This is a genomic window from Actinoplanes sp. NPDC051405 (assembly GCF_055586185.1).
On the sequence record NZ_JBVJIR010000012.1, the window covers coordinates 284765 to 308044 of the forward strand.

21 protein-coding genes and 1 tRNA gene are annotated in these 23280 nt (G+C 71.9%); 10 read left to right on the plus strand and 12 right to left on the minus strand.

The window, feature by feature from the left end; all coding sequences use genetic code 11:
• Positions 1-61 precede the first annotated feature (61 nt).
• On the minus strand, positions 62-799 hold the full coding sequence (locus ACZ6S4_RS26005; protein ID WP_465477407.1) for a hypothetical protein: 738 nt from the start codon (positions 797-799) through the stop codon (positions 62-64).
• Positions 800-900: 101 nt separating this feature from the next.
• On the opposite strand from ACZ6S4_RS26005, the gene ACZ6S4_RS26010 reads away from it, so the two are divergent.
• On the plus strand, positions 901-1833 hold the full coding sequence (locus tag ACZ6S4_RS26010) for a serine hydrolase (RefSeq protein ID WP_465477408.1): 933 nt from the start codon (positions 901-903) through the stop codon (positions 1831-1833).
• On the opposite strand, the gene ACZ6S4_RS26015 is transcribed toward ACZ6S4_RS26010, so the two are convergent.
• Genes ACZ6S4_RS26015 through ACZ6S4_RS26030 form a run of 4 tightly spaced genes read right to left on the minus strand, consistent with a single transcriptional unit; the run spans position 1830 to position 4574 of the window.
• Positions 1830-2423 carry a DedA family protein gene (locus ACZ6S4_RS26015; RefSeq protein WP_465477409.1) on the minus strand — a complete coding sequence of 198 codons (594 nt, stop codon included), beginning with the start codon at positions 2421-2423 and terminating at the stop codon, positions 1830-1832. The genes ACZ6S4_RS26010 and ACZ6S4_RS26015 overlap by 4 nt on opposite strands.
• The gene (locus tag ACZ6S4_RS26020; protein ID WP_465477410.1) at positions 2420-3196 is read right to left on the minus strand and encodes an MBL fold metallo-hydrolase; all 777 of its coding nucleotides are present in this window, start codon (positions 3194-3196) and stop codon (positions 2420-2422) included. Before ACZ6S4_RS26020 ends, ACZ6S4_RS26015 begins: the two co-directional genes overlap by 4 nt.
• The gene (locus ACZ6S4_RS26025) at positions 3193-3699 is read right to left on the minus strand and encodes a DUF1990 family protein (RefSeq protein WP_465477411.1); all 507 of its coding nucleotides are present in this window, start codon (positions 3697-3699) and stop codon (positions 3193-3195) included. The genes ACZ6S4_RS26020 and ACZ6S4_RS26025 overlap by 4 nt, the downstream gene beginning before the upstream one ends.
• Complete coding sequence (locus ACZ6S4_RS26030) at positions 3696-4574, minus strand: YndJ family protein (RefSeq protein WP_465477412.1); 879 nt, start codon at positions 4572-4574, stop codon at positions 3696-3698. Before ACZ6S4_RS26030 ends, ACZ6S4_RS26025 begins: the two co-directional genes overlap by 4 nt.
• Positions 4575-4676: 102 nt before the next feature.
• Between ACZ6S4_RS26030 and ACZ6S4_RS26035 the strand changes: the two genes are divergently transcribed.
• From ACZ6S4_RS26035 to ACZ6S4_RS26050, 4 genes are read left to right on the plus strand one after another with little or no spacing between them, the layout of a single operon-like run.
• Complete coding sequence (locus tag ACZ6S4_RS26035) at positions 4677-5648, plus strand: diacylglycerol/lipid kinase family protein (RefSeq protein WP_465477413.1); 972 nt, start codon at positions 4677-4679, stop codon at positions 5646-5648.
• Positions 5645-6718: a YihY/virulence factor BrkB family protein gene (locus ACZ6S4_RS26040; protein WP_465477414.1), complete on the plus strand. Its 1074-nt coding sequence runs from the start codon at positions 5645-5647 to the stop codon at positions 6716-6718. The genes ACZ6S4_RS26035 and ACZ6S4_RS26040 overlap by 4 nt, the downstream gene beginning before the upstream one ends.
• Before the next feature lie 46 nt (positions 6719-6764).
• Positions 6765-8291 (plus strand): phosphatase PAP2 family protein, encoded by a 1527-nt coding sequence (locus ACZ6S4_RS26045; protein ID WP_465477415.1) that lies wholly within the window; start codon positions 6765-6767, stop codon positions 8289-8291.
• Positions 8288-9067: an endonuclease/exonuclease/phosphatase family protein gene (locus tag ACZ6S4_RS26050; RefSeq protein WP_465477416.1), complete on the plus strand. Its 780-nt coding sequence runs from the start codon at positions 8288-8290 to the stop codon at positions 9065-9067. The genes ACZ6S4_RS26045 and ACZ6S4_RS26050 overlap by 4 nt, the downstream gene beginning before the upstream one ends.
• On the opposite strand, the gene ACZ6S4_RS26055 is transcribed toward ACZ6S4_RS26050, so the two are convergent.
• Both ACZ6S4_RS26055 and ACZ6S4_RS26060 read right to left on the minus strand, forming a co-directional pair.
• Entirely contained in the window at positions 9062-10648 is a 1587-nt protein-coding gene (locus ACZ6S4_RS26055; RefSeq protein WP_465477417.1) for a diguanylate cyclase, read from the minus strand. The genes ACZ6S4_RS26050 and ACZ6S4_RS26055 overlap by 6 nt on opposite strands.
• Before the next feature lie 105 nt (positions 10649-10753).
• The gene (locus ACZ6S4_RS26060) at positions 10754-13207 is read right to left on the minus strand and encodes a hypothetical protein (protein WP_465477418.1); all 2454 of its coding nucleotides are present in this window, start codon (positions 13205-13207) and stop codon (positions 10754-10756) included.
• Between the two features lie 96 nt (positions 13208-13303).
• Here ACZ6S4_RS26060 and ACZ6S4_RS26065 point away from each other — a divergent pair, with 96 nt between their 5' ends.
• Complete coding sequence (locus ACZ6S4_RS26065; RefSeq protein WP_465477419.1) at positions 13304-14224, plus strand: hypothetical protein; 921 nt, start codon at positions 13304-13306, stop codon at positions 14222-14224.
• A gap of 15 nt (positions 14225-14239) precedes the next feature.
• Here the strand turns inward: ACZ6S4_RS26065 and ACZ6S4_RS26070 are convergent, their stop codons facing one another.
• The 4 genes from ACZ6S4_RS26070 to ACZ6S4_RS26085 form a co-directional block, all read right to left on the minus strand.
• Positions 14240-14413: a DUF4236 domain-containing protein gene (locus tag ACZ6S4_RS26070; protein ID WP_212988815.1), complete on the minus strand. Its 174-nt coding sequence runs from the start codon at positions 14411-14413 to the stop codon at positions 14240-14242.
• A gap of 66 nt (positions 14414-14479) precedes the next feature.
• The gene (locus ACZ6S4_RS26075) at positions 14480-14935 is read right to left on the minus strand and encodes an RrF2 family transcriptional regulator (protein WP_212988814.1); all 456 of its coding nucleotides are present in this window, start codon (positions 14933-14935) and stop codon (positions 14480-14482) included.
• Between the two features lie 72 nt (positions 14936-15007).
• Positions 15008-15940: a helix-turn-helix domain-containing protein gene (locus ACZ6S4_RS26080; protein ID WP_465477420.1), complete on the minus strand. Its 933-nt coding sequence runs from the start codon at positions 15938-15940 to the stop codon at positions 15008-15010.
• Between the two features lie 245 nt (positions 15941-16185).
• Positions 16186-16617 carry an SsgA family sporulation/cell division regulator gene (locus ACZ6S4_RS26085; protein ID WP_014446635.1) on the minus strand — a complete coding sequence of 144 codons (432 nt, stop codon included), beginning with the start codon at positions 16615-16617 and terminating at the stop codon, positions 16186-16188.
• A gap of 317 nt (positions 16618-16934) precedes the next feature.
• Between ACZ6S4_RS26085 and ACZ6S4_RS26090 the strand changes: the two genes are divergently transcribed.
• Both ACZ6S4_RS26090 and ACZ6S4_RS26095 read left to right on the plus strand, forming a co-directional pair.
• Positions 16935-17360, plus strand: coding sequence for a TIGR02611 family protein (locus tag ACZ6S4_RS26090; RefSeq protein WP_465477421.1), 426 nt, complete (start codon positions 16935-16937; stop codon positions 17358-17360).
• 60 nt (positions 17361-17420) lie between these two features.
• Positions 17421-17492 (plus strand) — tRNA-Val (locus ACZ6S4_RS26095).
• 50 nt (positions 17493-17542) lie between these two features.
• On the opposite strand, the gene ACZ6S4_RS26100 is transcribed toward ACZ6S4_RS26095, so the two are convergent.
• Positions 17543-17995 (minus strand): response regulator transcription factor, encoded by a 453-nt coding sequence (locus tag ACZ6S4_RS26100; RefSeq protein WP_465477422.1) that lies wholly within the window; start codon positions 17993-17995, stop codon positions 17543-17545.
• A 204-nt stretch (positions 17996-18199) separates the two neighbouring features.
• On the opposite strand from ACZ6S4_RS26100, the gene ACZ6S4_RS26105 reads away from it, so the two are divergent.
• Positions 18200-18967, plus strand: coding sequence for an SMODS-associated NUDIX domain-containing protein (locus ACZ6S4_RS26105; RefSeq protein ID WP_465477423.1), 768 nt, complete (start codon positions 18200-18202; stop codon positions 18965-18967).
• Between the two features lie 22 nt (positions 18968-18989).
• The gene (locus ACZ6S4_RS26110) at positions 18990-23279 is read left to right on the plus strand and encodes a tetratricopeptide repeat protein (protein ID WP_465477424.1); all 4290 of its coding nucleotides are present in this window, start codon (positions 18990-18992) and stop codon (positions 23277-23279) included.
• The last annotated feature ends 1 nt before the right edge of the window (position 23280 follow it).

Here is a 23280-nt window from a genome sequence, read left to right on the forward strand (position 1 = left end):
GGTCCTGGTCAGCCCGGATTTGCTGGCATTTGCGCGAGCGGGCGGTCAAGCAGAGCCGGACCTAGCGGCCGTTGGTGGCGTCGTCCTCGGCCACGCGCTCCTCGCCGCGGCGGCGCAGCATCTTGAGCCCCGGCAGGCCGATGATCGCCAGGTGCAGGTCGTTGGTGACCTCCAGCAGCGAGTGCAGGTCCGGACCGACCTGGTCGAGCTTGCCGAGCAGCGGCATCACGTCCTCGGTGAGATGCTTGCGCAGCTGCGGCAGCTCGTCGATCATCCGGATCGCCGCGGTGACCTCCTCGGGCGTCAGCTCCTCGATGAAACGCACCGCCAGCGGGGCTGCCCGGCGCAGCGCGGGTGCGTACCCGTCGAGCAGCGTGCGGGCCTCGGCCGAGGTCGCCGACGCCTGCTGGACCACCCCGGACGCCGCGTCGGTGATCCGACCGGCGTCGCTCACGAGCGCGGACGCTCCGGTCACGGCAGCGCCGGCGCCGTCCACGACCAGCGCCGCCCGGGCCGCCACGGCGGTGGCCTCGTCGACGGCCAGCGCGGCCGCGGCCATGATCACCTTGGTGTCGCGCAGGGTCTGCTCGATGTCGCCCACCACGCCGTCGACCCGGCCGATCAGGCCCTCGGCCCGCTCGGCCAGCAGGGTCATCCGGCTGACCAGCAGCTCGGTCTGCCCGAGCAGGCCGAGCAGGCGGAACGGGATGGTGGCCGCCGAAGCTGCCGTCTCCACCACCTGACCGACCGCGTACCGGGTGAGCTGGACGAGGGCGACAGGTGACGGGAGCAGGGCCATGAGCCCATTGTGCCCACCGAGGCCAGTGACAAACCGTGAGGGCGATCAAGCACGCGGTAGTAGGTTTTGGCATCCCGCGCCGGGCACGGCACTATGCATGGGTGCGACGAACCCGGCTCTGGATCTTCGCGATGGCGGCACTGGTGATCGTGGGCGGCGCGTCCCTGATCGGCCTCGGCATGCGCGACGACAGCGGCGGCGGCGCCGGCGGCGGCGTGCTGCCCCGCTCGCTCACCTTCGGTGACGACCCGTCGCCGAAGCCCTCGCCGACCCCGACCGGCCCCAGCCCGGAGGAGCTCGCCGCCCAGCAGCGTGCCAAACGCGTCAAGGCGCTCGACGCGGCCCTGAAGAAGCTCGACGCCACCTCCCCGGAGTTCTCCGTCGCCGTGCTCGACAAGAAGACGGGCCAGCGCTATTCGTACCGGGGATCCGAGCGGTACGACACCGCCAGCATCGTGAAGGTGCAGGTGCTCGCCTGCGCTCTGCTGCAGGCCCAGGACGCCGGCCGCAAGCTGTCGGCCAGTGAGCTGGCCCTGGCCAAGCCGATGATCCGGCTCAGCGACAACAACGCGACCACGTCGCTGTTCACCAAGCTCGGCAAGGTCTCGGCGGTCAGCAAGTGCAACAAGCGGCTGGGCCTGAAGCAGACCGCGGTCAACAGCGCCTGGGGCCTGACCAAGACCACGGTCGACGACCAGGTGAAACTGCTGTCCGAACTGGTCGACACCAAGGGACCGCTGGACGCCGGCTCCCGCAAGCAGGCGTTCACGCTGATGAGCACGGTCGACCCGGCGCAGGACTGGGGCGTGCCCGCGGTGGCCAAGGCCGGCGAGACCACCACGGTCAAGAACGGCTGGGACACCCGATCGGCGGACGGCGGCCTGTGGGCGGTCAACACTGTCGGCCGGGTGACCTCGGACGACGACGTGGACGTGTCGGTGGCGGTGCTCTCGCACAACAACAAGTCCATGGACGGCGGCATCACCCTGGTGCAGAAGGTCGCCAAGCTGACCCGCCAGCACCTGAAGTACTAAGCGGTCTCTGCTTCCGCCTCGGCGTCGACCTGGCGGGCGGCGCGGCGTTTGCTGATCAGGCTCACGATCTGGCTGATGATCAGGACCAGCAGGATCGCGGCGACCACGCCCTCCCACGGCTCCGGGAAGATCGAGCCGCCCACCACCCCGATGGCCGCGTAGACCGCCGACCACAGCGCGCACGCCGGTACGTTCGCCACCACGAAGGTGCGCCAGCTCAGGCCCAGGAACGCCGCCGCCAGCAGCACCGGCACCCGGCCGCCGGGCAGCAGCCGGGAGACCAGCAGCACCGGGATCTGGCTCTTCTCCAGCCGTACCTTGACCGCCGCCAGGTGCTCCTCGTCGCGCAGCCAGCGCAGCCGGCGGGCCAGTTGCTCGCCGCCGGCCCGGCACATCGCATACATCACCAGGTCGCCCACGTACGCGCCGGTCGCGCCGGCCGCGATGGTCAGCAGGATCAGCAGCGGGTGGTCGTGGAAGGCCAGCGCCGCGGCTCCGCTCACCGCCGCGCCGGTGGGGATGATCGGCACGATGGCGCCGAAGGCGACCACCAGCGCCAGCCAGCCCATGGCTCCGAGCTCGGAGATCACGTGGCCGGCTCGAAACTGAGCGTCTCGCCCTGGGCGAGGACCCGCACGTGGGTGTCCGGGGCCGCGGCGGCGGCGCGCCGGGCGAACTCCGTGCCCGGGTCGTGGAACATGTGCGCCCGGAAGCGGCCCATACCGGCCGGCCAGAACGTGCCGTAGTGCACCGGGACGGCCCAGGCCGCCTTCACCCGGCGCAGCGCCTCGGCACCGTCGACCGGGTCCAGGTGGCCGTGCGCCCCGAGGGTCGGCCCCCAGCCGCCGACCGGGACCAGGGCCAGGTCCAGGGGACCCAGCGAGGCCATGCCGTCGAACAGGCCGGTGTCGCCGCCGTACCAGGTGCGGGCCGCGCCCTCGACGACGAAGCCCATCGCGACCGAGCGCAGCTTGGACCAGGGGCCGCGGCCGCCGTCGTGGGCCGCGGGCACCGCGCGCACGGTGACCGCCCCGACCGTGGTCTGCTCGCCCGGCTCGAGCTCGACGCAGCGTTGCGCCCACTCGCGGCCCAGGCCCTTGGCGACGAAGCCGGTGGCACCGCGCGGCAGGATGAGCAGCGGCTCGCCGGGCACCGCGCGCAGCGACGGCAGGTGGAAGTGGTCCGCGTGCAGGTGCGACACCAGCACCGCGTCGGGCGGGCCGGGCAGCCGCGGCGTGGGCCCGGCCATCCGGCGCAGGTGGATCAGCCGGTCGGTGAGCAACGGGTCGGTGAGCAGGGAGACACCGGAGTCGGCCAGCCACATCGTGCTGTGCCCCCACCAGGTGACGCTCGTGTCGCTCACGATCCAACCGTACGGGACCGGGCACAGAGCCGTTTGAGGGCACGACCGCACAGCCGGGCGTACCCGTGCTGGGCCAGCACCGCGACCGGACCGCCCAGCCGCATCGGCAGCCGGGCCGGGACGCTGAACGCGGTCACCGCGAACCAGACCCGGCCGTCGGCGTCCCGTTCGACGGTGAAGGCCTCCTCGCCGCGGGCCTGGTGGCCGGGCAGCGTGCCGTAGCCGAAGCCGGCCCGGTCGCCGTCGTCCGCGGCCCACACCACCTGGCACGGCACGACCAGCGGTCCGAGCCCGACGGTGACGCCGACGCCGGGCGCGGCGCGGTCGGCGGTCGCGCGGATCCGGGCCCCGGTCGCGCGGTGCATGCGGAAGGTCAGGATCGCGTCGGCCGCCGCGGCGAAGTCGTCACGGTCCAGCTCCGTGCGGTAGTGCAGGTGCCGGTAACCCGGGGGCAGCGGCTCGTGCCGGGTCGCGCCGACCTCGGCGTAGGTGAACTCACTCATGACGTCCCTTCCTCAGATTCCAGATATGCCCCGGCGCGGTGCCGGCCCACCATGGCGCAGACCGCGAATCCGAGGGCGTTCGCCACTCCGTGCGTCGCGGCCATCCAGGCCAGCGACGGATGCGGCAGTCCGGTGGCCTCACCCAGCGCCCAGCTCACCGCGAGGGCCATGGACGCCACCAGCACGACGGCCGAGCAGCCCAGCAGCAGCGCGGTGAGCCGGTCCGGCGCGGTGCGCGCGTAGCGCCAGGTCAGCCAGCCGACGGTCCACATGCCCGCGGTGAGCACGAGCGCCCCGGCCAGCTCGACCGCCTCGGCGGTGAAGTAGCCGAGCAGCACGAGCAGCGTCCCGGCCGGGACGGTGAGCGCGGCGGCGTCGGCAGCCCGCCCCGGCGTCAGGCGGCTTTTCCCGTCCGACCACCCCGCCGCCACCCTTGACCGGATTGAAGACTCCAACCCGGCGATCAGTGCGGCCGCGAAGCCGGCGAAGTGGAAGTGCGCCACGGTCAGCGTGAGGATGCCCAGTTCGAAGCCGAACAGGTGGTAGCCGGCCCGCTCGGCGATCAGCGCGCTCGCCGCGATGGCCGGGCTGATCAGGGCGGTGAGCACGGCGGCCTCGGTGGGCCACTCGCGGCGGGGGCGGACCGGGCGGCTGAGCGCGTACGCACACAGCACGGCCGCCGCGACGGCGTACACCGTCGCCAGGCTGGTGGCCACCGTGCCGCGGGGCAGCCACAGGCTCACCGCCCCGGCGACCGCTCCGAACGGCCAGCACCGCCGGGCGAAGGCCACGGCCGGGTCACGGATGAGCCGCAGCCCGGCCGGCACGACCACCAGCATGCCGACGGCGACGAGCAGGTTGACGAGCACCCGCACCGACCTCACCTCCATTCTTGAACGTGTTCAAGTAACTGATTTCACTCTAACGCACCCGCACCCGGGTCGCCGTTGTGATGTGCGTCCTGCACACTGACGGCCGTGACAGGACTTCGCTCTGCCGTGATCTACAACCCCGTCAAGGTCGGCGACCTCGACCTGCTGCGCCGCATCGTCAGCGAAGGCGTCGCGAGTGTCGGCTGGCCCGAACCCACCTGGCACGAGACGACCCCGGAGGACGCCGGCCGCGGTCAGACGGCTCAGGCGGTCAAGGACGGCGCCGAGCTGGTGTTCGTCTGCGGTGGCGACGGCACGGTGATGGCCGCGGTGACCGCGCTGGCCGGCACGGACGTCGCCCTGGCGGTGCTGCCCGCCGGCACCGGCAACCTGCTCGCGGCGAACCTCGGCCTGGGCACCGACGCCGCCACCGGCGTGGAGGTCGCGATCGAGGGCGGCCGCAAACGCATCGACGTCGGCGCCGTCGGCGACCAGTGCTTCGCCGTGATGGCCGGCATGGGCTTCGACGCGCAGATGCTCGAGGGCACCTCGGACACGGCCAAGAAGCACATCGGCTGGCTGGCGTACGTCGGTGGCGCCGCCAAGCACCTGCGGGACCGCCCGATGCGGGTGCGCATCGTCATCGACGGCGGCGCGCCCATGCCCCGGCGCCCGCGCTCGGTCATCGTCGGCAACGTGGGCCGGCTGCAGGGCGGCGTCCGGCTGCTCAGCGAGGCCGAGCCCGACGACGGCAAGCTCGACGTGGCCATCCTGAGCCCGCGCAGCCTGCGGCACTGGGCCGAGCTCGGCTGGGCCGTGGTGCGCCGGCGCAAACGCGTGCCGCTGATGGAGACGTATTCCGCCGAGCGGGTCGAGATCTTCAGCAACCGGGCCCAGCCCCGCCAGCTCGACGGCGACCTGATCGACCCGGGCAAGACCCTCAAGGTCCACATCCGGCACCGGGCGTTGCTGCTCTGCGTGCCGCAGCCCGCCGGCGACCCCGACCTGGCGTACGACAGCAGCGCGGCGAAGCGGGCCGCCGAGGGGGTGCGCGCCGCGGCTGAAGAGAAAGCATGAGCAGCACGGAGCCGGTCCCCGAGACCAGGATGATGCCGGGGGACGAACTCTCCGCCGACGACGCGTTCCTCGCCCTGCGCCACTACGGGCGCTGGCCGCTGGTGCGCGACGCGTTCGTCCGGTTCCGCTACGGCGACGGCTTCAGCCACTCCCGGGCCTTCGCGCTACAGCTCTGCCTGGCCATCGTGCCGTTCCTCATCGCCCTGTCCGGTCTGGCCACCGACCTCGGCGTCGAGGAGGGCGGCCAGGTGGTCGCCGACACGGTCATCGCGCTGACCCCGGGCGCCAGCGAGCCGCTGGTCACGGAGCTGCTCGAGGACGACGAGCGCACCGAGGAGGCCGGCGAGCTGGCCCTGGCCCTGGGTCTGATCACCGGGCTGTTCGCGCTCACCACCGCCATGGCCCAGATCGAACGCGGCGCCAACCGCATCTACGGCGTCGAACGCGACCGTCCCGCCCTGCCCAAGTACCTCCGGGCGGCGGTGCTGGCGCTGATCGCCGGCCTGCCCGCGCTCTTCGGCTTCCTGCTGCTGGTCGCCGGGCACTCGGCGGGCAAGTCCCTGGCCCGGCAGTTCGGCTGGGGCGACGGCGCCATGGCGGCCTGGAACCTGGTGCGCTGGCCGCTGAGCCTGCTGCTGATCATCTTCGCGGTGGGGCTGCTCTTCCGGCACTCGCCGCGGCGCAACCAGCCGGCGCTGACCTGGCTGCTGTTCGGGGCCGCACTGTCCACCATCCTGTGGTGGGTGGCCAGCCTGCTGCTGGCCGGCTACGTCAACGTCAGTGACGGCTTCGGCGCGACCTACGGCCCGCTGACCGCGATCATGGCGCTGCTGCTCTGGGCCAACCTCACCGGCATCTCGCTGTTCCTCGGGCTGTCCTTCGCCGCGCAGCTGGAGGCGCAGCGGGTCGGGGTGGTCCGGCCGGCCCAGCACGACCAGTGGGAGCCGGGCCCGGACACCGACCTGAAGGGCTTCGACCCGCCGGCGCGGGACGCGGCCGACGGGGACACGGCGGAGGGGGAACTGCCCCGTCAGCGCGACGCCGGTGTGAGCGCGGAGCCGAGAGGGTAAGTCCCGCCGCACCACCGCGTGACCCCCGAACGAGCAGGAGCCGAAGATGTCCACCGACGAAGGCAGGATCCACAAACGGGTCGGCTGGGCGCCGTTGCGGCACTTCACCGAGCGCAGCGTCCTGGGCCTGCTCGCGGTGATCGCGGTCGGGCTGGGCTTCGGCCTGCTCCTGCTGCTGGTCCGGCTGCACTGGGCACCCCTGCAGAGCCTCGACCGGGGCGTGGCCGACGGGCTGAACGGGCTGGTCGCGCCGCACCCGCCGGTGGTCACCGTGCTGGAGGCGCTGACCGACCTCGGCGGCCGGCCGGTGATGATGTGGCTGGTGTCGGTGGCCGTCGTGCTGCTGCTGATCCGCCGCCGGACCCGCCTGGCGGCGTACCTGGTCGTCACCGGGGTCGGTGCGCTGCTGCTCGACCCGTCCCTCAAGACGCTGGTGGGCCGGCTGCGCCCGGTCGTCGACGTGCCGGTCTCCGGGGCGCCGGGCAACAGCTTCCCGAGCGGGCACGCGCTGGGCTCGTTCGTCGCGTACGGCGCCCTGCTGCTGGTCTTCCTGCCCGCGGTGGCGCCGCGCTGGCGCAAGGCGGTGATCGCCCTGATCGGGCTGGTCATCGTGACCGTCGGCGTCACCCGGATGGCGCTCGGCGTGCACTTTCTCTCCGACGTGCTGGCCGGCTGGCTGCTCGGCGCGGCCTGGCTGGGCGTGACCGCGTACGCGTTCCGGCTCTGGCGCCGCGAGGTCGGCCAGCCCGTCCGCCCGCTGGAGGAGGGACTCGAGCCGGAGGCGGCCCACGACGTCACCCCGGCGCCGGACGAGGAGCAGCTGCTGCCGCACCCCTGGGCCAAGGCGGCCGAGCTCGTCGTCGGCTGGGTTTTCATCTTCGGCGTGCTCTACCTGCTGGGCTGGACCGTCACCAACCACACCGAGGGCACCTGGATCCGGTCCGCCGACGAGGGCTTCGTCCGCTGGCTGCAGACCTTCCGCACCCCGTCGCTGGACGACCTCAGCTACCTGTGGAGCAAGGCCGGCGACACCCACATGATCCTGCTGGTCTCGCTGGTGTTCTGCCCGCTGGTGCTGGCCCTGTGGCGGCGCTGGCGCCCGGTGCTGTTCGTGGTGCTGGCCATGTTCGGCGAGCTGAGCCTGTTCCTGACCACGGCCGCCGCGGTGGGCCGCCCCCGCCCGCCGGTCGAGCAGCTCGACGGGCAGATGCCCACCTCGTCGTTCCCGTCCGGGCACATCGCCGCCACCATGTGCCTCTACGCCGCCATCGCCATCCTGCTGGTGCCGCGGATCCGGGCCTGGTGGCGCTGGGTCTTCGTGGCCCTCGCGGTGATCATGCCGGCCGGCGTCGCGCTGTCCCGGATGTACCGCGGCATGCACCACCCGACCGACTTCCTCGGCGCCGGTGTGCTGGCCGCCTGCTGGCTGACCCTGCTCTACTTCGTGCTGCGGCCCAACGCCGACGTGGCCGAGGGCAACCGGGCCGACGCCGGCGAGCTCACCGAACGCGACGCGCACCGCGACCTGACCGAGACGACGGTGCCCGCCGGCACGCCCGAGGCGGTGCGGTGACAGTCCGCTTCCTGACCTGGAACATCCGCACCGGGGGCAGCGGTGGCCGGCTGGACGCCGTGGTGAGCCTGCTGCGGCGGGAGAGGCCCGACATCCTGGCGCTGCAGGAGCTGCGCGGCTTCCCGGGCCGGCGGATGCGGGAGGTGGCCGGCGCGCTGGGCATGACGCCGTTCCTGGCCCGCTCGGTGTTCGGGCAGAGCGTCGCGGTGCTGGTCCGGCCGCCGCTGCGGATCGTCGACTGGTCCGGTGTCCGGTGGCGGCTGCACCACGCCGCCGCGGCGGTCCGGGTGCCGACGACCGCCGGGCAGCTCACGGTGGTCAGCACGCACCTCAACGCGCTCTCGCCGTACCGGCGGCTGCGCGAGGCGCGCTTCCTGGCCGCGCGGCACCGGCCCGGCAAGGGGCCTGTGCTGCTCGCCGGTGATCTCAACTCCCTGGACCCGGACACCGACCACACCGAGCGGCTGGCGGCCCTCAGCGGGCCGTACCGCCGCCGGCACACGACCCCGGAGGGTACGGCGGACACCCGGGCCATCGCGGCCTTCACCGCCGCGGGCTTCGTGGACCTGTGGCCGAGAGCCGGAGAGGGCGACGGGCACACGGTGCCCACGACCCGCGGTGGTGGGCACGAGTTCTCCCCCACCGGGATGCGGCTGGACTACCTGATGGCCGCCCCGCCGATCGCCGCCCGGGCCACGAACGCGCGGGTGCTGCGCGGCGCCGAGGCCGAGTACGCCTCCGACCACTACCCGCTCGCCGTCGACCTGGAGCTATAGGTCCGCCACCACGCGGTCGCGGCCTTCGCGCTTGGCCACGTACAGGTTGCGGTCCGCCAGCGACAGCAGCGTCGACGGCGTCGCCCGACCCTCCGGCGCGGTCGTGACGCCGATGCTCGTGGTCACCGGCATCGTCCCGGTGACCGGCTCCCAGGCGTGCGCCCGGATCCGCAGCCGGAGCCGCTCGCAGCAGTCGGCCGCCTCCTCGGCGTCCAGGCCCGGCAGCACCAGCAGGAACTCCTCGCCACCGATCCGCGCCGCGATCATCGGTCCGGTGACCGTGTCGGTCAGCAGCCGGGACACCTCCTGCAGCACGGTGTCGCCGGTGCTGTGCGACAGCGTGTCGTTGATCCGCTTGAAGTGGTCCAGGTCGAGGATCGCCAGCGACAACGGCGTGCGCCGCGCGACGGCCTCGCTGAGCAGGGCGGGCAGCCGCTCGTTGACGTACCGGCGGTTCCACAGGCCGGTCAGCGCGTCGCGGTGGGCCATCTCCCGGAAGTGCTCGCTGGCCCGGCGCGCCTCGGTGGCCTCGAAGACCGCCTGCAGCGCCCGGGCCTGCGCCTCCCGCTGCCTCGAGTTCAGGGCGTTGGCCGCGGCGTAGAAGGCGCGGTGCTCGTCGTAGGCCTCCTGATACCGGCCGGTGGCGGCGTACAGGGCCGCCTGCTCCTCGCGGATCTGGGCCCGTACCCGGTCCAGACCGCGCTCCTCGGCCAGCGCCACCGCCGCGTCCAGGGCCTCCTGGGCGGCCGCATAGCGGCGGCTGAGCCGGCGCGCCTCGGCCAGGGTGAGCATGCAGACCGCCGGGGCGTCGCCCTCGTGGCTGAGCAGCGCGGAGGTCGCGTCGTCGAGGATGATGTGCAGAGCCTGCTCGGCGGCGTCGTAGTTGCCGCTCATCATCTCGATCCGGGCGATCGTGTCGATCTCCAGCGCCCCGAAGTCGCGGCCGCCGCGTTCCCGGACCTCGTGCATGTGCCGGACGAGCTCTCGGGCACCGGGCTCGTCGCCGTTCTCGAAGGCCGTGTAGGCCATGTTGTTGAGGATGTTCATCGTCAGGTCGAGGTCGCCGATCTCGGTGGCGATGGTGAGCGCCTCGCGGAACCGGCGGTTCCCCTCCTCGGTCGAGCCGCTCTCGTCCAGCGCCACGGCGAGCCGCATCAGGTGCAGCGCCCGGACGTTCTGCGGCTCGTCGTCGGTGAGGTTGGCGACGCACTGCACCGCGTGGCTGAGCCCCTCGGACAGGTCACCGATCTGCCGGTAGAACAGCGACAGCACCCGGTGCGCGCGGGCGAGCAGGAACGGGTGGTCGTGCTGCTGGGCCCAGGCCAGCACCTGGTGCGCGCGCCGGCCGCCCTGCTCGGACCGGCCCTCCCGGACCAGCGACATGGCACGCAGCAGCCGCGCCCGCATGGCGAGATCCCCGGCGCCGAGCTCGTCGGCCCGGCGCTCGATCAGCGCGGCGGGCGTCGCCAGCGAACGGAACTGGGACGGCGGACGGTCCTCGAGCTCCGCCAGGGTGGCCTCGAGCGTCTTCCGCTCGTCCACGGCCACGGCGCCGGCTGTCTCTGCCGCCTCCGTCGTCACCCGCGTTCCCGCTTTCCCCGTTGAGTCCCCGGTGGGTCCTCGGCAACCGTTGCGATCGGACGCGGGCGGTGATTGCTGAGGTGTTGCCGGGTTGCAAGTCGGTTACTACCGCCTCGTGCACACCGCCTCGGAAGCCGCGACCTGGTCGACGGTATAAACGACGGCCACGGAGAAGCAGTAGTTGTTCTGCCGGTTGAGCCCGTACACGACGTAGTCGGTGGTGCCGGCGGGCAGCTGCTGGAACGCCCGCTGCTCCTGCCCGGTCCGGCCGCCGGAGATCAGCACAGGCCCCTCGGAACCCTTCGGATACCGCCAGGTCAGCGCCACGCTGTCCCGGTTGTCCTGCAACGTGACCCGGGTGGGGGCGACGGCGGCGTTGCTCGGCCGGGCGGAGGCCGAAGCGGCCGGTGGGGCGGCGGACACCGGTGCGGAGGCCGAGGCGGTCGGGCCGGCCGCGGGCTGGGCGTCCTCGCGGGGCCAGGTCGCGATGACGATCGCGGCCGCGGCCGCGATGCCGGCCACGAGCACGGCGGCGAGGACGAGGGGCTGCCGGTTCCGCTTCTCCACCGGTACGGGCAGACGACGGTCCGCCCCGGGCGCGGGGGGCTCGTCGACCGGGAGCCGCGGGCCGGGCGGATAGGTGTCGGGCGGGTACGCGGCCGGTGGGAACGAGTCGGGTGGCCAGGGGCCGGGCGGCTCCACGGCCCAGCCCCGCGGTGGCTGCTCGACCGGCTGCTCGACTGGCCTTTCTGCTGGCCTGTCGGTTGGCCTGTCGGCTGGCCTTTCTGCTGGCCTTTCTGCTGGCCTTTCTGCTGGCCTTTCTGCTGGCCTTTCTGCTGGCCGGTAGGTCGGCGGGGCCGGCGCGGCCATGGCCATGTGCGGCTGGGGTGCCGTCTCGGGCCAGGACTGCTGCGGCTGGACCGGGATCGGCGGGGGCGGCGTCACCCAGGCGCCCGGAGCGGCCTCGGCGGGCGCTTCGTCTTGCAGCGGGGCGGCGTCGGGGCGCCGAGGGGTGAAACCGTGCGCCTGCGGCGGTGGGGTCACCTCCAGCTGCGGCGGATCGGTCTCGGCTGCGGTCTCGGCCCAGGGGGTGCGTCCCACCCAGGGGACTGGGCCGCCGGTCTCCGCCGCTGGCGCTGTGTCAACCGGCGGCACAGCCGCGGCCGGGTGGGCCGTCTGAGCGAGATGGGCGCTCTCGGGTAGCACAACGGTCTCGTCGGGGTGGACGCTGTCGAGGGCCAGAGCGGTCTCGGCCGGTGGGGCGCTGTCAGCCTGATAGGCGCTCTCGGTCCGCGGGGTGCTTTCGCCCGGTGGGGCGCTGTCAGTTCGGTAGGCGCTTTCGGTCCGCGGAGCACTTTCGCCTGGCTGGGCGCTGGCGGGCGGCAAGCCAGCATCGGTTGGGGTGGCCTCGGCGGGCTGCGCGTTACCCGCCTGATAGGCGCTTTCGGCCCGCGGGGCACTTTCGTCCGGCTGGGCGCTGGCGGGCGGCAAGCCAGTATTGGCTGTGGTTGCCTCGGCGGACTGGGCGCTACCGGCCCGATAGGCCCTATTGGTCCACGGGGCGCTCTCGGCGGCCAGGACGCCCGCAGGCGGCGGAGCAGTGTCGGCCGGCCGGGTGGCCTCGGGTGGTGGGGCGGTATCTATCGGCAAGGCGGCCTGGGGCAGTGGGGTGGGCTCGGGTGGTGGCGCCGGGGAGATCAGGGGGAGGGGGACCGGTGGCTCGGGGCGGGCGTGGCGGCCGGTCGGGTCGCCCGGTGCCGGGGGCTCCTGGCGTACCGGATGGATTCCCGGGGTTTTCGCCGGCACGCGGGTGACGCCCGCCGCCGGGCCGTCCGGCGCCGGACCCGTGGAGCGTTGCACCTGGCCGCACGTGTGCCGGCCCGAGGGCTGCGCCCCGGCCAGGCGGGCGACCTGCCGGCCCAGCGGATGGTCCGGCGGCAGGTAGCGGGCGCACAGCTCCTGGGCCCGGCTGAAGTGCTGGTGCGCGTCGCGTTCGTGGCCGCACTCACGTTCCATCGCCGCCAGCCGGGCCAGCATCTTGATGCCCGCCGGGGCGTCCTCGCCGTGGGCCTGGTTGTGCCGGGCCCAGGCGTCGGCGAGCCTGTTCCGCGCTGCTGTGCACTGCCCGGACGCGTGCTCGGCGGTGGCCAGGTCGGCCTCGGCGGCCAGCACCCGCGCCGACAGTCGGCCGTCCACAGCGGTCAGTTCGGCGACCAGGTCGTGGTAGAGCTGGGCCGCCCGGCCGTGGTTGCCCACCCGGTGCAGCACCGCCGCGTGGGTGGCCGCCGCCGCGATCGTGCGTTCGTCGTGCGGGCCGTTCAGGCGTTCCTCCGCGGCGTGCGCGAAGCCGGCCCAGGTGCGGGCGGCGTGCGGGTCGCCGAGGGCGATCAGGATCCGGGCCTGCAGGGCCGCGGCCAGCGCCAGGTCGGGGGAGGCGCGCTGCGGATCGGCGTCGGCCGGGTCGAGCGCGTCGGCGAGCACGTCCCTGGCCCCGGCGAGGTCGCCCGCGGAGGTGAGGATCTGGGCCTGGGCGGTGAGGTCGGCGAGCGGAGGTGCCACGTGCCTCATAGTGTCTGCTCGGACACCCTCGGTACAAGACCCGGCTTGCGGTGACCCGGCCCGCCGCGTTCCGGCGCGACGCCGTATAACGAGGTCATGACCGCCGACAGCGTCGCCGACGTCAAGCGTGAGATCCTCGTCCGCCACCTCGAGGCGTGGGCGCCCGCCGCGTTGCACCGGGCCCGCCGCGCCACCTATGTGCACGGTTACGCCGATGCCGGGCCCGAGCTGGCGCAGGCCGCGCTGCGGGTCTTCGTGGACCAGTCCGACCTGGTCCGGGGCAGGGAGCTGACGATGCTCGCGCTGGGCGAGGACGTCGGTGAGGTGGGTGCGCGGCTCACCGCGATCCAGCAGGAGGCCGGCGCGGGTGCGGGGCTGACCGTGCAGGCTGTGTCCGGTGGCACGGACACGCGGCTGGCGGTGGCGTTGAAGGCGGTCGGGGCTGGTCGCGTACCGCTGCTTGCTTGTCTGGATGCGACTGCCGCGGGCGGGCCGCCGCTGCCGGCGACCGTCGCGGCGCTGACCGCGGGTAAGCCCGCGGAGGCGGTGATCGTGGTCCCGGCCCCGGGGTTCGTGGCCGACGACTACCGCGCCGAGCTGCGGGCGGCCGGCTTCCCGCTGGTGGCGGCGGTGGAGCTGGCGACCGGGGAGGAGCCCGGGCAGGTGCTGGTGTTCGCCACCCAGTCCGGCAAGAACCTCGAGGGCTTCAAGGACGCGCTCTGGGCGGTCGACGAGTATGCGGGGGTGCGCTACCGCGACCCCGGTGATCCCGAGCGCCACCTCATCGACATCTCGCTCAGCCCGCATCCCGGGCCGCTGCGCCGCGAGCTGCTGGCGCACCTCGCCGGGGTGGGCGAGGCCACGGTGACCGACCTGCGGACCTTCGCGCTGACCGAGACCGTCTACCGGGCCGCGGACGCGACCCGGGTGCTGCAGGCGCTGCTGACCGCCGGGTCGGTGACCCGGCGGCCGGAGCACGGCAGGCTCGGCGGCGACGTGGTGATCGCCGCGGCGTGAGCTGTCAGCGACGAGCTACGACTTGTCCTGCTTCCACGACAGCGGGCCGGGCAGGTCCACGCGGTGCGCCTTGGCCTTGGAGTTCCAGGACCAGCGTCCGATCTTGATGGACCAGGAGGAGAATCCCCGCTGCGTGAAGTTCAGGATGAACGGCCCGAACTTCTTACGACTGCGGTATTGAATGCCCATCGGGGGAGTCCTTCCGTGGAGAGCCAGGTGGCCGGAAGATTCCCGATGGTGGATTTCCGCAAACCCTCAGCGCGGCTGCCACGCGTCGGGCCTGGTCGTCAGCTTGCGGACGTGGGCCGGCATCCGGCCGCTGATCAGCTCGGCGAGGCTCACCTCGTCGACCACCTCGCGGACCGCGGAGCGTACGGCGACCCAAAGGTTGGGCAGGTTTTCCGCCGCCCCCGAATACTGGGTCTCCTCGGGGCGCAGGCCGCGGACTCCCGCGAGTGGACCGTCCACAGCCCGCAGAATCTGACCGATCGTCACGTCCCGGGGACTCTGTGACAGGGTGTAGCCACCTTCGGCGCCGCGCTGAGCTCTGACCACCCCGGCGCGGCGCAGGTCGGCCAGTACTGCCTCGAGGAACTTCCGGGGCATGTTCTGGTCCTGGGCAATGGCCTGGGCGGACATCAGGGCCGGGTAGGCGTGGGCCAAGCTCAGCGCCGCCCGTACCGCGTAGTCGCCGCGCGCGGAGATCTGCACCCCTCCATCATGCCGCGTCGAAGCCCGCGACCCTCGCGCACCCCGGGAATAATGGGAATTCGGGCATCACGCTCAGTCAGCGGCCAGTCGCTGGGCCGGGACCCGGGCCCCGATGTCGGCCACGTCGTCGGCCACCTGGGTGGGCATCGCCGCTGCCGCGCCGGCCCGGAAGGCACCCGGGCTCAGGCCCGCCTCGCGATGGAAGAAGCGCCCGAAGTTGGTCGGTTCGCCGAAGCCGAGCCGGCGGCCGATCTCCGCCACCGACAGCTCGGTGCAGGCCAGCAGCCGGCGCGCCTCCAGCGCGACCCGGTCGTCGACGACCTGTTTCGCGGTGCGGCCGGTGACCGCCAGGCAGGCCCGGGTCAGCGTGCGCACCGAGCAGCCGAGCCGGGCGGCGTAGTCCTCGACCCGCCGGCTGTGCGGGTGGCCGTCCTCCAGCTCGCGGCGGAACCTCGCGAACGTGCGGCTCTCGGCGCTCGTGGTCCCGGTGCGCCGGTCGTCGCCGCTGGTCAGCAGGGCGATGCGCAGCAGCAGGACGGCGAGCTGATGCTGCAGCAGCGCGGCCGCGACCGGTCCGGAGGTGTGCCGGGCGCAGTCGACCCCGAGCTGCGCGACCTCGGTGATCACCGCGTCCTCGTCCTCGCCGGCCAGCTGCCAGCGGTTCGGCCCGGGCAGATCATCCACCGGTACGCCGGTGACGTCGGCGGCCGAGAGCAGATCCCGGTCCCAGGAGACCAGGGAGGCGTCCAGCCCCGGCTCGATGCCGAAGCGCAGCGCCTGACCGGGCCGGATCCAGAGCAGGGTGCCGGGCCGGCAGCGCTGCAGGACGAAGTCGATCTCCACGGTGCCGTGCCCGGCGGTGGTCAGCGCGAGCAGGTGGTACGGCAACCGGCGCGGTGCCGGGCGCGGCGTCGCCAGGTCGGTCTCGGGCAGCGTGCAGGTGCCCACGCCCGCCCAGTTCGGGGCGGGTGCGGACCTGCTCGGACGCGCGGTGGAGGTGACCATCGAGCCGACCGTATCGGGCCGTGACCAGGGACGCACGTGTGAGTGCCGGCGACGCCTGATATCGGTGTCACGGGTCAGAAATCAAGGGTCAAATCGGACATTAAGTACGGTCGGTCGTGCTATTCGCTTTGTGCCCGGGATTCGGCGACAATCCGCCGACTGTCCGTTTCCCGGACCCGGGCGGCAAAAAGGCGACCCGCGCGGACCGGCAGTGTCCGCGCGGGTCGCCCCGGTAATTCCTGTCGCTATCGACCGGCGAGCAGCCGGTTGACCGCCGCGTCCACGTCCAGGTGATCGGACTCCCGGCCCCGCGGCACCACCACATAGGTGCGCCGTAGGAACCGGACCAGGACACTGCGCGGCACTTCGAACAATGCGTTGCCGTCTGGCGACGACAGCGCGAGGGCCACGAAGTCGCCCCGCGGCGTGGCCCACGGCCACACCCGGACGTCCCCGATACCCGCCGGCTCATCGAGCCCGGTCACGAGCAGTTCACGCGCGAAGGACCAGCTAACGGCTTCCCCACCGGCTGATTCCGCGTGGAACAACACGTGCACGGCATACGGGTCGGCTGGGTCGTACCGCAGACTGGCGCGCACGGGCAGAGCCGTGGCATCTGGCGCTACGAGCCGCAGCGAGGTTTCGACCTCGACGGTCGTTGGACGAATGGTACTCATGGACGGACTCCCCCCGGCACCGCTGCGAGGCTGGTGAACCCCGCGTTTCCCATACTCAGGTGATCCCTGTCATTACGCTCCGCCATACGCTGATCTCACCCAGTAGTGGGAAGGCGCTTCCGATAAGCTCTCCGGAGGAGGCGTTAAACGGTATCTTGACCTGTTCTGCCCATGTACTCGGTTTCGCCCGGCGTCGGGTGGCCCAGCAGTTGACTCACTCCGGTAACGTCCATTCCTCCCGGGTAGTGACGGGGGCGGGGAACACTGGGGGATGAAATGACCGGGAGCCCGCGATCTTTGCCGCGAAAGTGAACGAGATGTCCCAATCGGAACCCCTGACCGAATCCCCACCCGAGGAACACTCACCTCCGGGGATCCTGGACCGGATCCGCGCCAAACCCACCGGCCGGCTCGCCCTGAAGATCGGCGTCGGCGTCCTGGGGACCGTCGTGGTCGCGGTCGGCATCGTGCTGATCCCGTTCCCCGGACCCGGCTGGGCCATCGTGATCCTCGGCCTGGCGATCCTGGCCGTCGAGTTCGCCTGGGCCCGCAGACTGCTGCACTTCACCAAGAAGCACGTCCAGGCCTGGACCCACTGGGTGCTGAAACAGTCGCTGCCGATGCGCGCCCTGATCGGCCTGGCCGGCTTCATCTTCATCTCGGCCGTGGTCTGGCTGTCGGTCAAACTCACCATGGGCATCGACCTGGCCGCGGTGATCTGGAAGTTCATCACCGGAGGCTGACGCGCCGGGACCCTGGTTCGCGCGCGCGGCCCGGGTTCCGGTACAGTCTGACTCCGTTGAGGGCGATTAGCTCAGCGGGAGAGCGCTCCGTTCACACCGGAGAGGTCACTGGTTCGATCCCAGTATCGCCCACGAGTCCCAGGTGCCTCCTGTCCGCGGAAAGCGCGGACCGGGGGCACTCGTCATTTCTGCTCCGGGGGCCGAGCCCCCGGATGCCCCGCGTTGCGGTGGGCGCCGTTGTGCGTGCGGGCCGGCGTTGCGGTTGTCGGCCACCGCGGGCGCTTCGCTGCGCGTTGCGGTGGGCGCTGTTTGTGCGTGCGGGCCGTCCTCGGGCTCACGACCAACGTTCGGTGATCTCCTTGGTCGACAGGCCGTGGCCACGGAGTGATCTCGCGCTCCCGGTCGGTCAGCGTCGCCCAGTGAGCCTTGCGGCAGCTCGCGGACGCCGGGACCGGACAGGCAGCGGCCAGCCCGTCGACGACCGGCATCCAGATGTCCATCAGCGCCATGTCCGGCCGGTGCAGCCGGGCCAGGGTGGCCGCTTCCTCGCCGTTCACGGCTTCAGCGGCGACCGTCATGTCGTCGCAGGAGTCGATGAGCATGCGGAACGTCGAGCGCAGCAGCGGCCTTGCCACCTGACGGCGAGCAGCGCCACCACACCGAGCGCGAGCAGCCACACCGCGACGACCAACCACCGCCAGCGATAGGAAGCGCGGTCCCGGCGTGCGGAAGTCCGCCGATAAGGCGTGTTGACGGAAGTCAATCTCACCGGCAGCATCGAGCTTGTCGCGTTCCGTAGCCGCGGCGGGCTGATGCCCGCGCCGCCCAGGAGGTGTCGCGTGCTCGTCAACATCGTCGCCGGCCTGATCACCGCTGGTCTGCTCGCCGTCGGCGGGCTGATCTGGCGGCATCGGCGCCACCTCGCACTGCTGCGCGTCACCCTGTTTCCGTTCGGACGGCTGCGGGTGTCGGTCGCGGCGTTGCTACGGGTCAAGGACGACGACGGTTACGTGCTGATCCACCAGCCTTTCCGGCCCGATGCGTACGGACCGCCGGGCGGGGTGGTCAAGTACACGAACGGGGCTGCCGCGGCTCTGGACGCGGTGGGGTTCGTCGAGCAGCGCCCGGCCGGCCGTGACGCGACGATGAGTCGTGATCTGCGCGGGTTCGTGCCGGCGCGACACGGCATCGGCTTTCTGCGCTGGTACGACGGCGGCACCTCCCGCGAGTCCGGGCCCGAGTGTCTTCGCCGCGAGCTGCGTGAGGAACTAGCTGAGGCGGGACACCCGGAGCTCGTACCGCTGGTCGCGAACCTGCGCTTCGAGAAGGTCCGCGCCGTCCTCGACGGGCCGCGGCCGACGCCGGGTAAGCCGTACCGGACGGTGCGGTCCTTCGAGGTGTACGACGTGGTCGCCGACTCCCCGGAGGCCGCGCAGCTGTTGCGCCGCCTGTTCGAACTGGGGCGGGACCCAGCAGAGACCGCGATTGTGCTGGTCCGGTCCACCGACATCGAGGAGGGGCGCTGCGATCGGTACCTGATCAGCCCGCAGTCGGCGTTCCTGCTGGGCGATCGGCGTATCCACGAAGATCTACCGGCCCTGCGCTGACGGCAGAGGGAGGCAGCGATCGATGGCACCCACGGCGGCCTCGGGTAGAGATGCCCCGGATGAACTCGCCTCGCTGCTGGATCCGCAGGTCGCGGCGGCGCTGCGACAGTGGGCGCGGGCCGACTACGGCTTCGTGCGCCTACCGCAGCAGAAGTGGAGTGCGTCCGGCTACACCGGCGCTGTCGTGACGGCCGTTCTCTTCGAGGCGTCGCACCCCAGTGGGGGTCTGCGGTCCGAGAAGTTGATTGTCAAGGTCGTCCCCGCTGGTGACGAGCGCGAGACCGGCCTGCACGCGGAGGCTTGGCGGCGGAACGAGGACTTCGCGAAACGATATCTGGTGCGGCAGAGGGGGCAGCCCTGGCCGGTCGGTGACGGTCGCTTCATCATGTTCCAGGACATCGCCGGAGACCTGGTCGATTATCGTCCGGTCGACAAATACGGCGATGACGTGCAAGCGGTCTGCTGCGCGGCCGTGGCGCGCCTCGTTCTGACCGAATGGAACGGCGATCGGTGGCCGGACGCCCCGACACTTTCCCGGGACATCGTCCGGGGTTACCTGCGGCTGGAACTGCGCAAGTCGATCGACAAGATCGAGGATTGGGCGGTCGGCAACGGCCTGGCCCAGCGGGGCGCGGAGTGGATCGGCGCGCCGACGGCAGACGACGGCGAGCGGCTGCCCAACCCCATCGCGATGGTCCGCTCGGGGCTGTCCGCAGGGCGTGTACTGGTCGAGTACCTGTACGGCTTGAGCCACGGCGACCTGCATCGGGGAAACATCCTCGTCCCTCATCGGGAGCCGGTGTACGGCGAGCCGTTCGTGCCCCCGGCACCGGAGGACATCAGGATCGTCGACCTGGCGGCTTTCGACCCCGCGGCGCCGCTGACGCGGGACCTGGTGGCGCTGTCCCTTTCGGTTGCCGCGGCCGAGTTGGAGACCATCTCCAGCGCGGACGAGGCGGAAGTCCTGCTTCGGATGCTCCTCGATGGTGCCGGCCGGTTCGGGCCCGGACCAGTGGCGACCGGTGAAACCCTTCGTGCGGTCCAGCGCGCGGCCGGACCGCCCCGGCGCTTCCTTGCCGAATGGCGTATCCAGTACCTGCTCTCCTTGCTGGCCGGCGCGCTGCGGAACACCAGCTACAAGAATCACCCGGATCCCGCGCGGCGTTGGTTCTTCCGCGTCGCGGCGCGGGCCGCGGCGGAATTCTTGCGGATCGCGGAGAAGGACGAGCTCATCCCGCCTCAGCCGGCAGCGGAGGAAGCGCCGGACCAGGTGATCGCCTCGCTGATCTCGGCCCCGGCCGACCGGGCGGACGCCTACGAGCTGCGCCAGCGGCTGACGAAATACGCCGACGACGGCGAACTGAGCTGGACCGTCCACGTCCTGCTGCACGAGGAGGAGCGCCGTAAGTCGCACGACGACAGCCTGCACATTCCCGACGTGTTCGTTTACCTCGTTTCCGAGCGCAGCCTGCAGGATTTCGGTTGCCGACGCCGCATCGACGCCGCGAAGACCGGCGGCATTCCGGTGATCCACGTTCAGATCGACGCCATGGCCCTGTCGCTGGGTGAGCTGCCGGACATGGTGGAGGCGGGCGACGCCGGCTTCACCGAGCTCACCAGCCGGATCACCGAGATCTCGTTGCCGAAACAGGTTCGGCGGCAGATCACCGAGAGGCTGTCGCAGACCGAGCCGGAGGCGGAACAGGCGGCCGAGCCACTGCGGCGAAGGCTCGACAAATACAACCGTGATCTACGCGTGCGGTTGGAGGAAGAGACGCGCCGGACCACCCGCACCAGCGCCCATCGCGACCGGCCGGAGCCGTCGGACCGTACTGGGGAGACCATCTCGTCCCGCGACATTCGGTTGGTCAACGAGGCACCGGCCGCTCCGGAGGGCGAGTTCCACGACCGGGTGCCCGAGATGCAGGACGTGGAGGACGCGATCGCCGAGGTCTCGACCCGGGTGGTCGTGGTGCACGGAGCGGTCGGCGCCGGCAAGACGGCGTTCGCGGCGGAGCTCCGGCGCCGGCTCGCCGGGCCCGGAGCGCGTGCCGAGGTGGACGCCGTCGTATACCTCTCGGCGGACGGATACCGGCCGATCAACGTGGCGGCGCTCCTGCTGGACCTCGTGCGGACCCTCCCGGACGGCGATGATCGGGCGCGGCTCACCGAACGCCTGACGGACCCGATCGAGTGGCGGGAGAAGCTCACCGAAGTGCTCACGGCCTTGACCGGCACGGCGGTCGTGGTCGTCCTCGACGCCGCGGAACACCTGCTGAACGCCGAGGGAGATATTCGGGATCGCGACCTGGGCGCGTTCGTCCGGGAGTTGGCCGGCCGCTCCGGCCACGGTGTCACGCTGGTCCTCACCGTCGCCGACGGACCGCCACTGCGGATCCGTCGCGAGCTGCCGGCGAACGTCCGGTTCATCCCGCTCGATCGCGGTCTTCCGTTCGACGACACCATCAAGTTCCTGACCGCCATGGACCGCACCGCGGTGCTGGGGCTTTCCGCGCTGGCGCAGGAAAGCCAGGAGTACCGGCAGTGGATGTTCGAAGTGAGCCAGGGGCACCCGCGCACCCTCGAGCTGTTCGTCGGCCTGCTGCGACTGGAGCCCGGCAGGTCCGTGTTCCGCCTCCTCGACGAGCTCGGCCGGGTCGCATCCGAGGACGTGGCAATGACACTGTTCGATCGGACCTTCGGCAAACTCGACCGGACCGAGCAGCGGGTCGTGCAGGCACTCGCGGCCTTCGGCCGGCCTGTGCCACCCGCGGCGGTCGATTTCCTGCTGAACCCGTCCGTGAAGGGCGTCGACAGCGGTCCCGTGCTGCGTGGCCTGCACGACCGACGCATCGCACGCCACGACCACGGGCACTATTTCCTGCCGCTCACGGAAAGCGCCCGGGTGCTTGCCGGCATGCCGCCCGGCGAGCTCAACGATCACCGTCGTCCGCGGCCCCCGCTCACCCGCTTCGCGCTGTTGTATCGCGCCGCCGAGTTTTTCGAGCGGGAACAGCGGGCCGAAGTCACCGACCTGCTCGACCTCCGCCCGCACTTCAGCGAGATCGACCTGCGCATCCGGGCATGGGACTATCACCGCGCGGTGGAGGTCATGAATCACATCGAGGACGAGTATCTCCGTCCCTGGGGACAGAGTGACGCCCTGCTGGAGTGGCGGCGCGCCGTCCAAGGCGGCGTGGGAACAGACGCCGAGGAAGCGGACAACCGCCGGCGCATGGTGGCGGCGCTGCAGCAGCAGGAAAACGTCACGGCTGCCCTGACCGAGCTCAGAGAGGCCCGCCGACAGTGCTCCTGGCTTTCCCCGCGGGCCCGCACCACCCTCGACATCCAGATGGCCACCGTCCAGTTCGAAGCGGGAAGGTTCACTCTTGCCCGCCGGCTGTTCCGTCGTCACGTGTGGCAGTGCCGGCTGGTCGGCGGCACACCGCGCAATCTGGTCGCCGCCCAAGCGGGTCTCGCGCTCAGCCTCGGCCGGACCGGCCGCCACGCGCAGTCTCTGCGCGCGTTCACCGAGGCGCGGAGTTCGGCAGGCGCTTTGTCCAAGGCCGACCGCGAGCAGATCCTGCCCACGCTCCTCGCCAACAACGCCTGGGTCCTCGGTCAGGTTGACGAACCGGAGGCGGCGCTTGAGCTGCTTCGCGAAGGCGGCTCGGTGGCGTCCGTCGCCACCAACCGGAACGAACTCGGCCTCGGGCTCTGCCTCAACGGCGAGGCTGCCGTTCTCATCGACTCCGGAGCGGCCGAGGAAGCCATCGAGCCCGCGCGGCAGGCCGCCGAGATCGGGGTGCTCACCCGGGACCCGCGCCTGATCCGGCAGGCCAATCTCAACCTCGGTCTCGCTTACCTTTGTCTCGACCGGGACGGTGACGCTCTCGACACCGCGGAGATCAGTGCCCGGCTGGACCGTGGGCCACGGGCGGTCGGGGCGAACGGGCTGCTGGGCATCGCCGCATTCCGTCGAGATGATCGGGTCCGGGCCCGGCTCGCCTTCTTGACCGCCGAGGACGTGGCCGGCGATCAGGTGAACCGGGAGCGGAACGACTATCTGGCATGGGATGCCCGGGGTCTGGCCTATTTCGGGCTGGCCCTGATTGAGGTGGAACAGCAGGCGAGGCGCCTTGCGCAGGCCGGACGAGCATTCGAGTGCGCGCGCCGGATCACCGACGCCCCGGGTGCCGTGAATCGGAACACGATCCTCCTCGCCGGTTTCGGGGATCAGGCCGACGACGACCTGGTTGCCGCGATGACGGAGGTGGCCCGCGGCTCACGATCGACGTTCGGCCCGGCCTAGC

Bases quoted from the DNA above. Each gene is read 5' to 3' on its own strand.
- ACZ6S4_RS26005 (WP_465477407.1), bottom strand. From the start codon at position 799: ATGGCCCTGCTCCCGTCACCTGTCGCCCTCGTCCAGCTCACCCGGTAC.
- ACZ6S4_RS26025 (WP_465477411.1), bottom strand. From the start codon at position 3,699: ATGAGTGAGTTCACCTACGCCGAGGTCGGCGCGACCCGGCACGAGCCG.
- ACZ6S4_RS26040 (WP_465477414.1), top strand. From the start codon at position 5,645: ATGAGCAGCACGGAGCCGGTCCCCGAGACCAGGATGATGCCGGGGGAC.
- ACZ6S4_RS26045 (WP_465477415.1), top strand. From the start codon at position 6,765: ATGTCCACCGACGAAGGCAGGATCCACAAACGGGTCGGCTGGGCGCCG.
- ACZ6S4_RS26065 (WP_465477419.1), top strand. From the start codon at position 13,304: ATGACCGCCGACAGCGTCGCCGACGTCAAGCGTGAGATCCTCGTCCGC.
- ACZ6S4_RS26070 (WP_212988815.1), bottom strand. From the start codon at position 14,413: ATGGGCATTCAATACCGCAGTCGTAAGAAGTTCGGGCCGTTCATCCTG.
- ACZ6S4_RS26080 (WP_465477420.1), bottom strand. From the start codon at position 15,940: ATGGTCACCTCCACCGCGCGTCCGAGCAGGTCCGCACCCGCCCCGAAC.
- ACZ6S4_RS26085 (WP_014446635.1), bottom strand. From the start codon at position 16,617: ATGAGTACCATTCGTCCAACGACCGTCGAGGTCGAAACCTCGCTGCGG.
- ACZ6S4_RS26090 (WP_465477421.1), top strand. From the start codon at position 16,935: ATGTCCCAATCGGAACCCCTGACCGAATCCCCACCCGAGGAACACTCA.
- ACZ6S4_RS26110 (WP_465477424.1), top strand. From the start codon at position 18,990: ATGGCACCCACGGCGGCCTCGGGTAGAGATGCCCCGGATGAACTCGCC.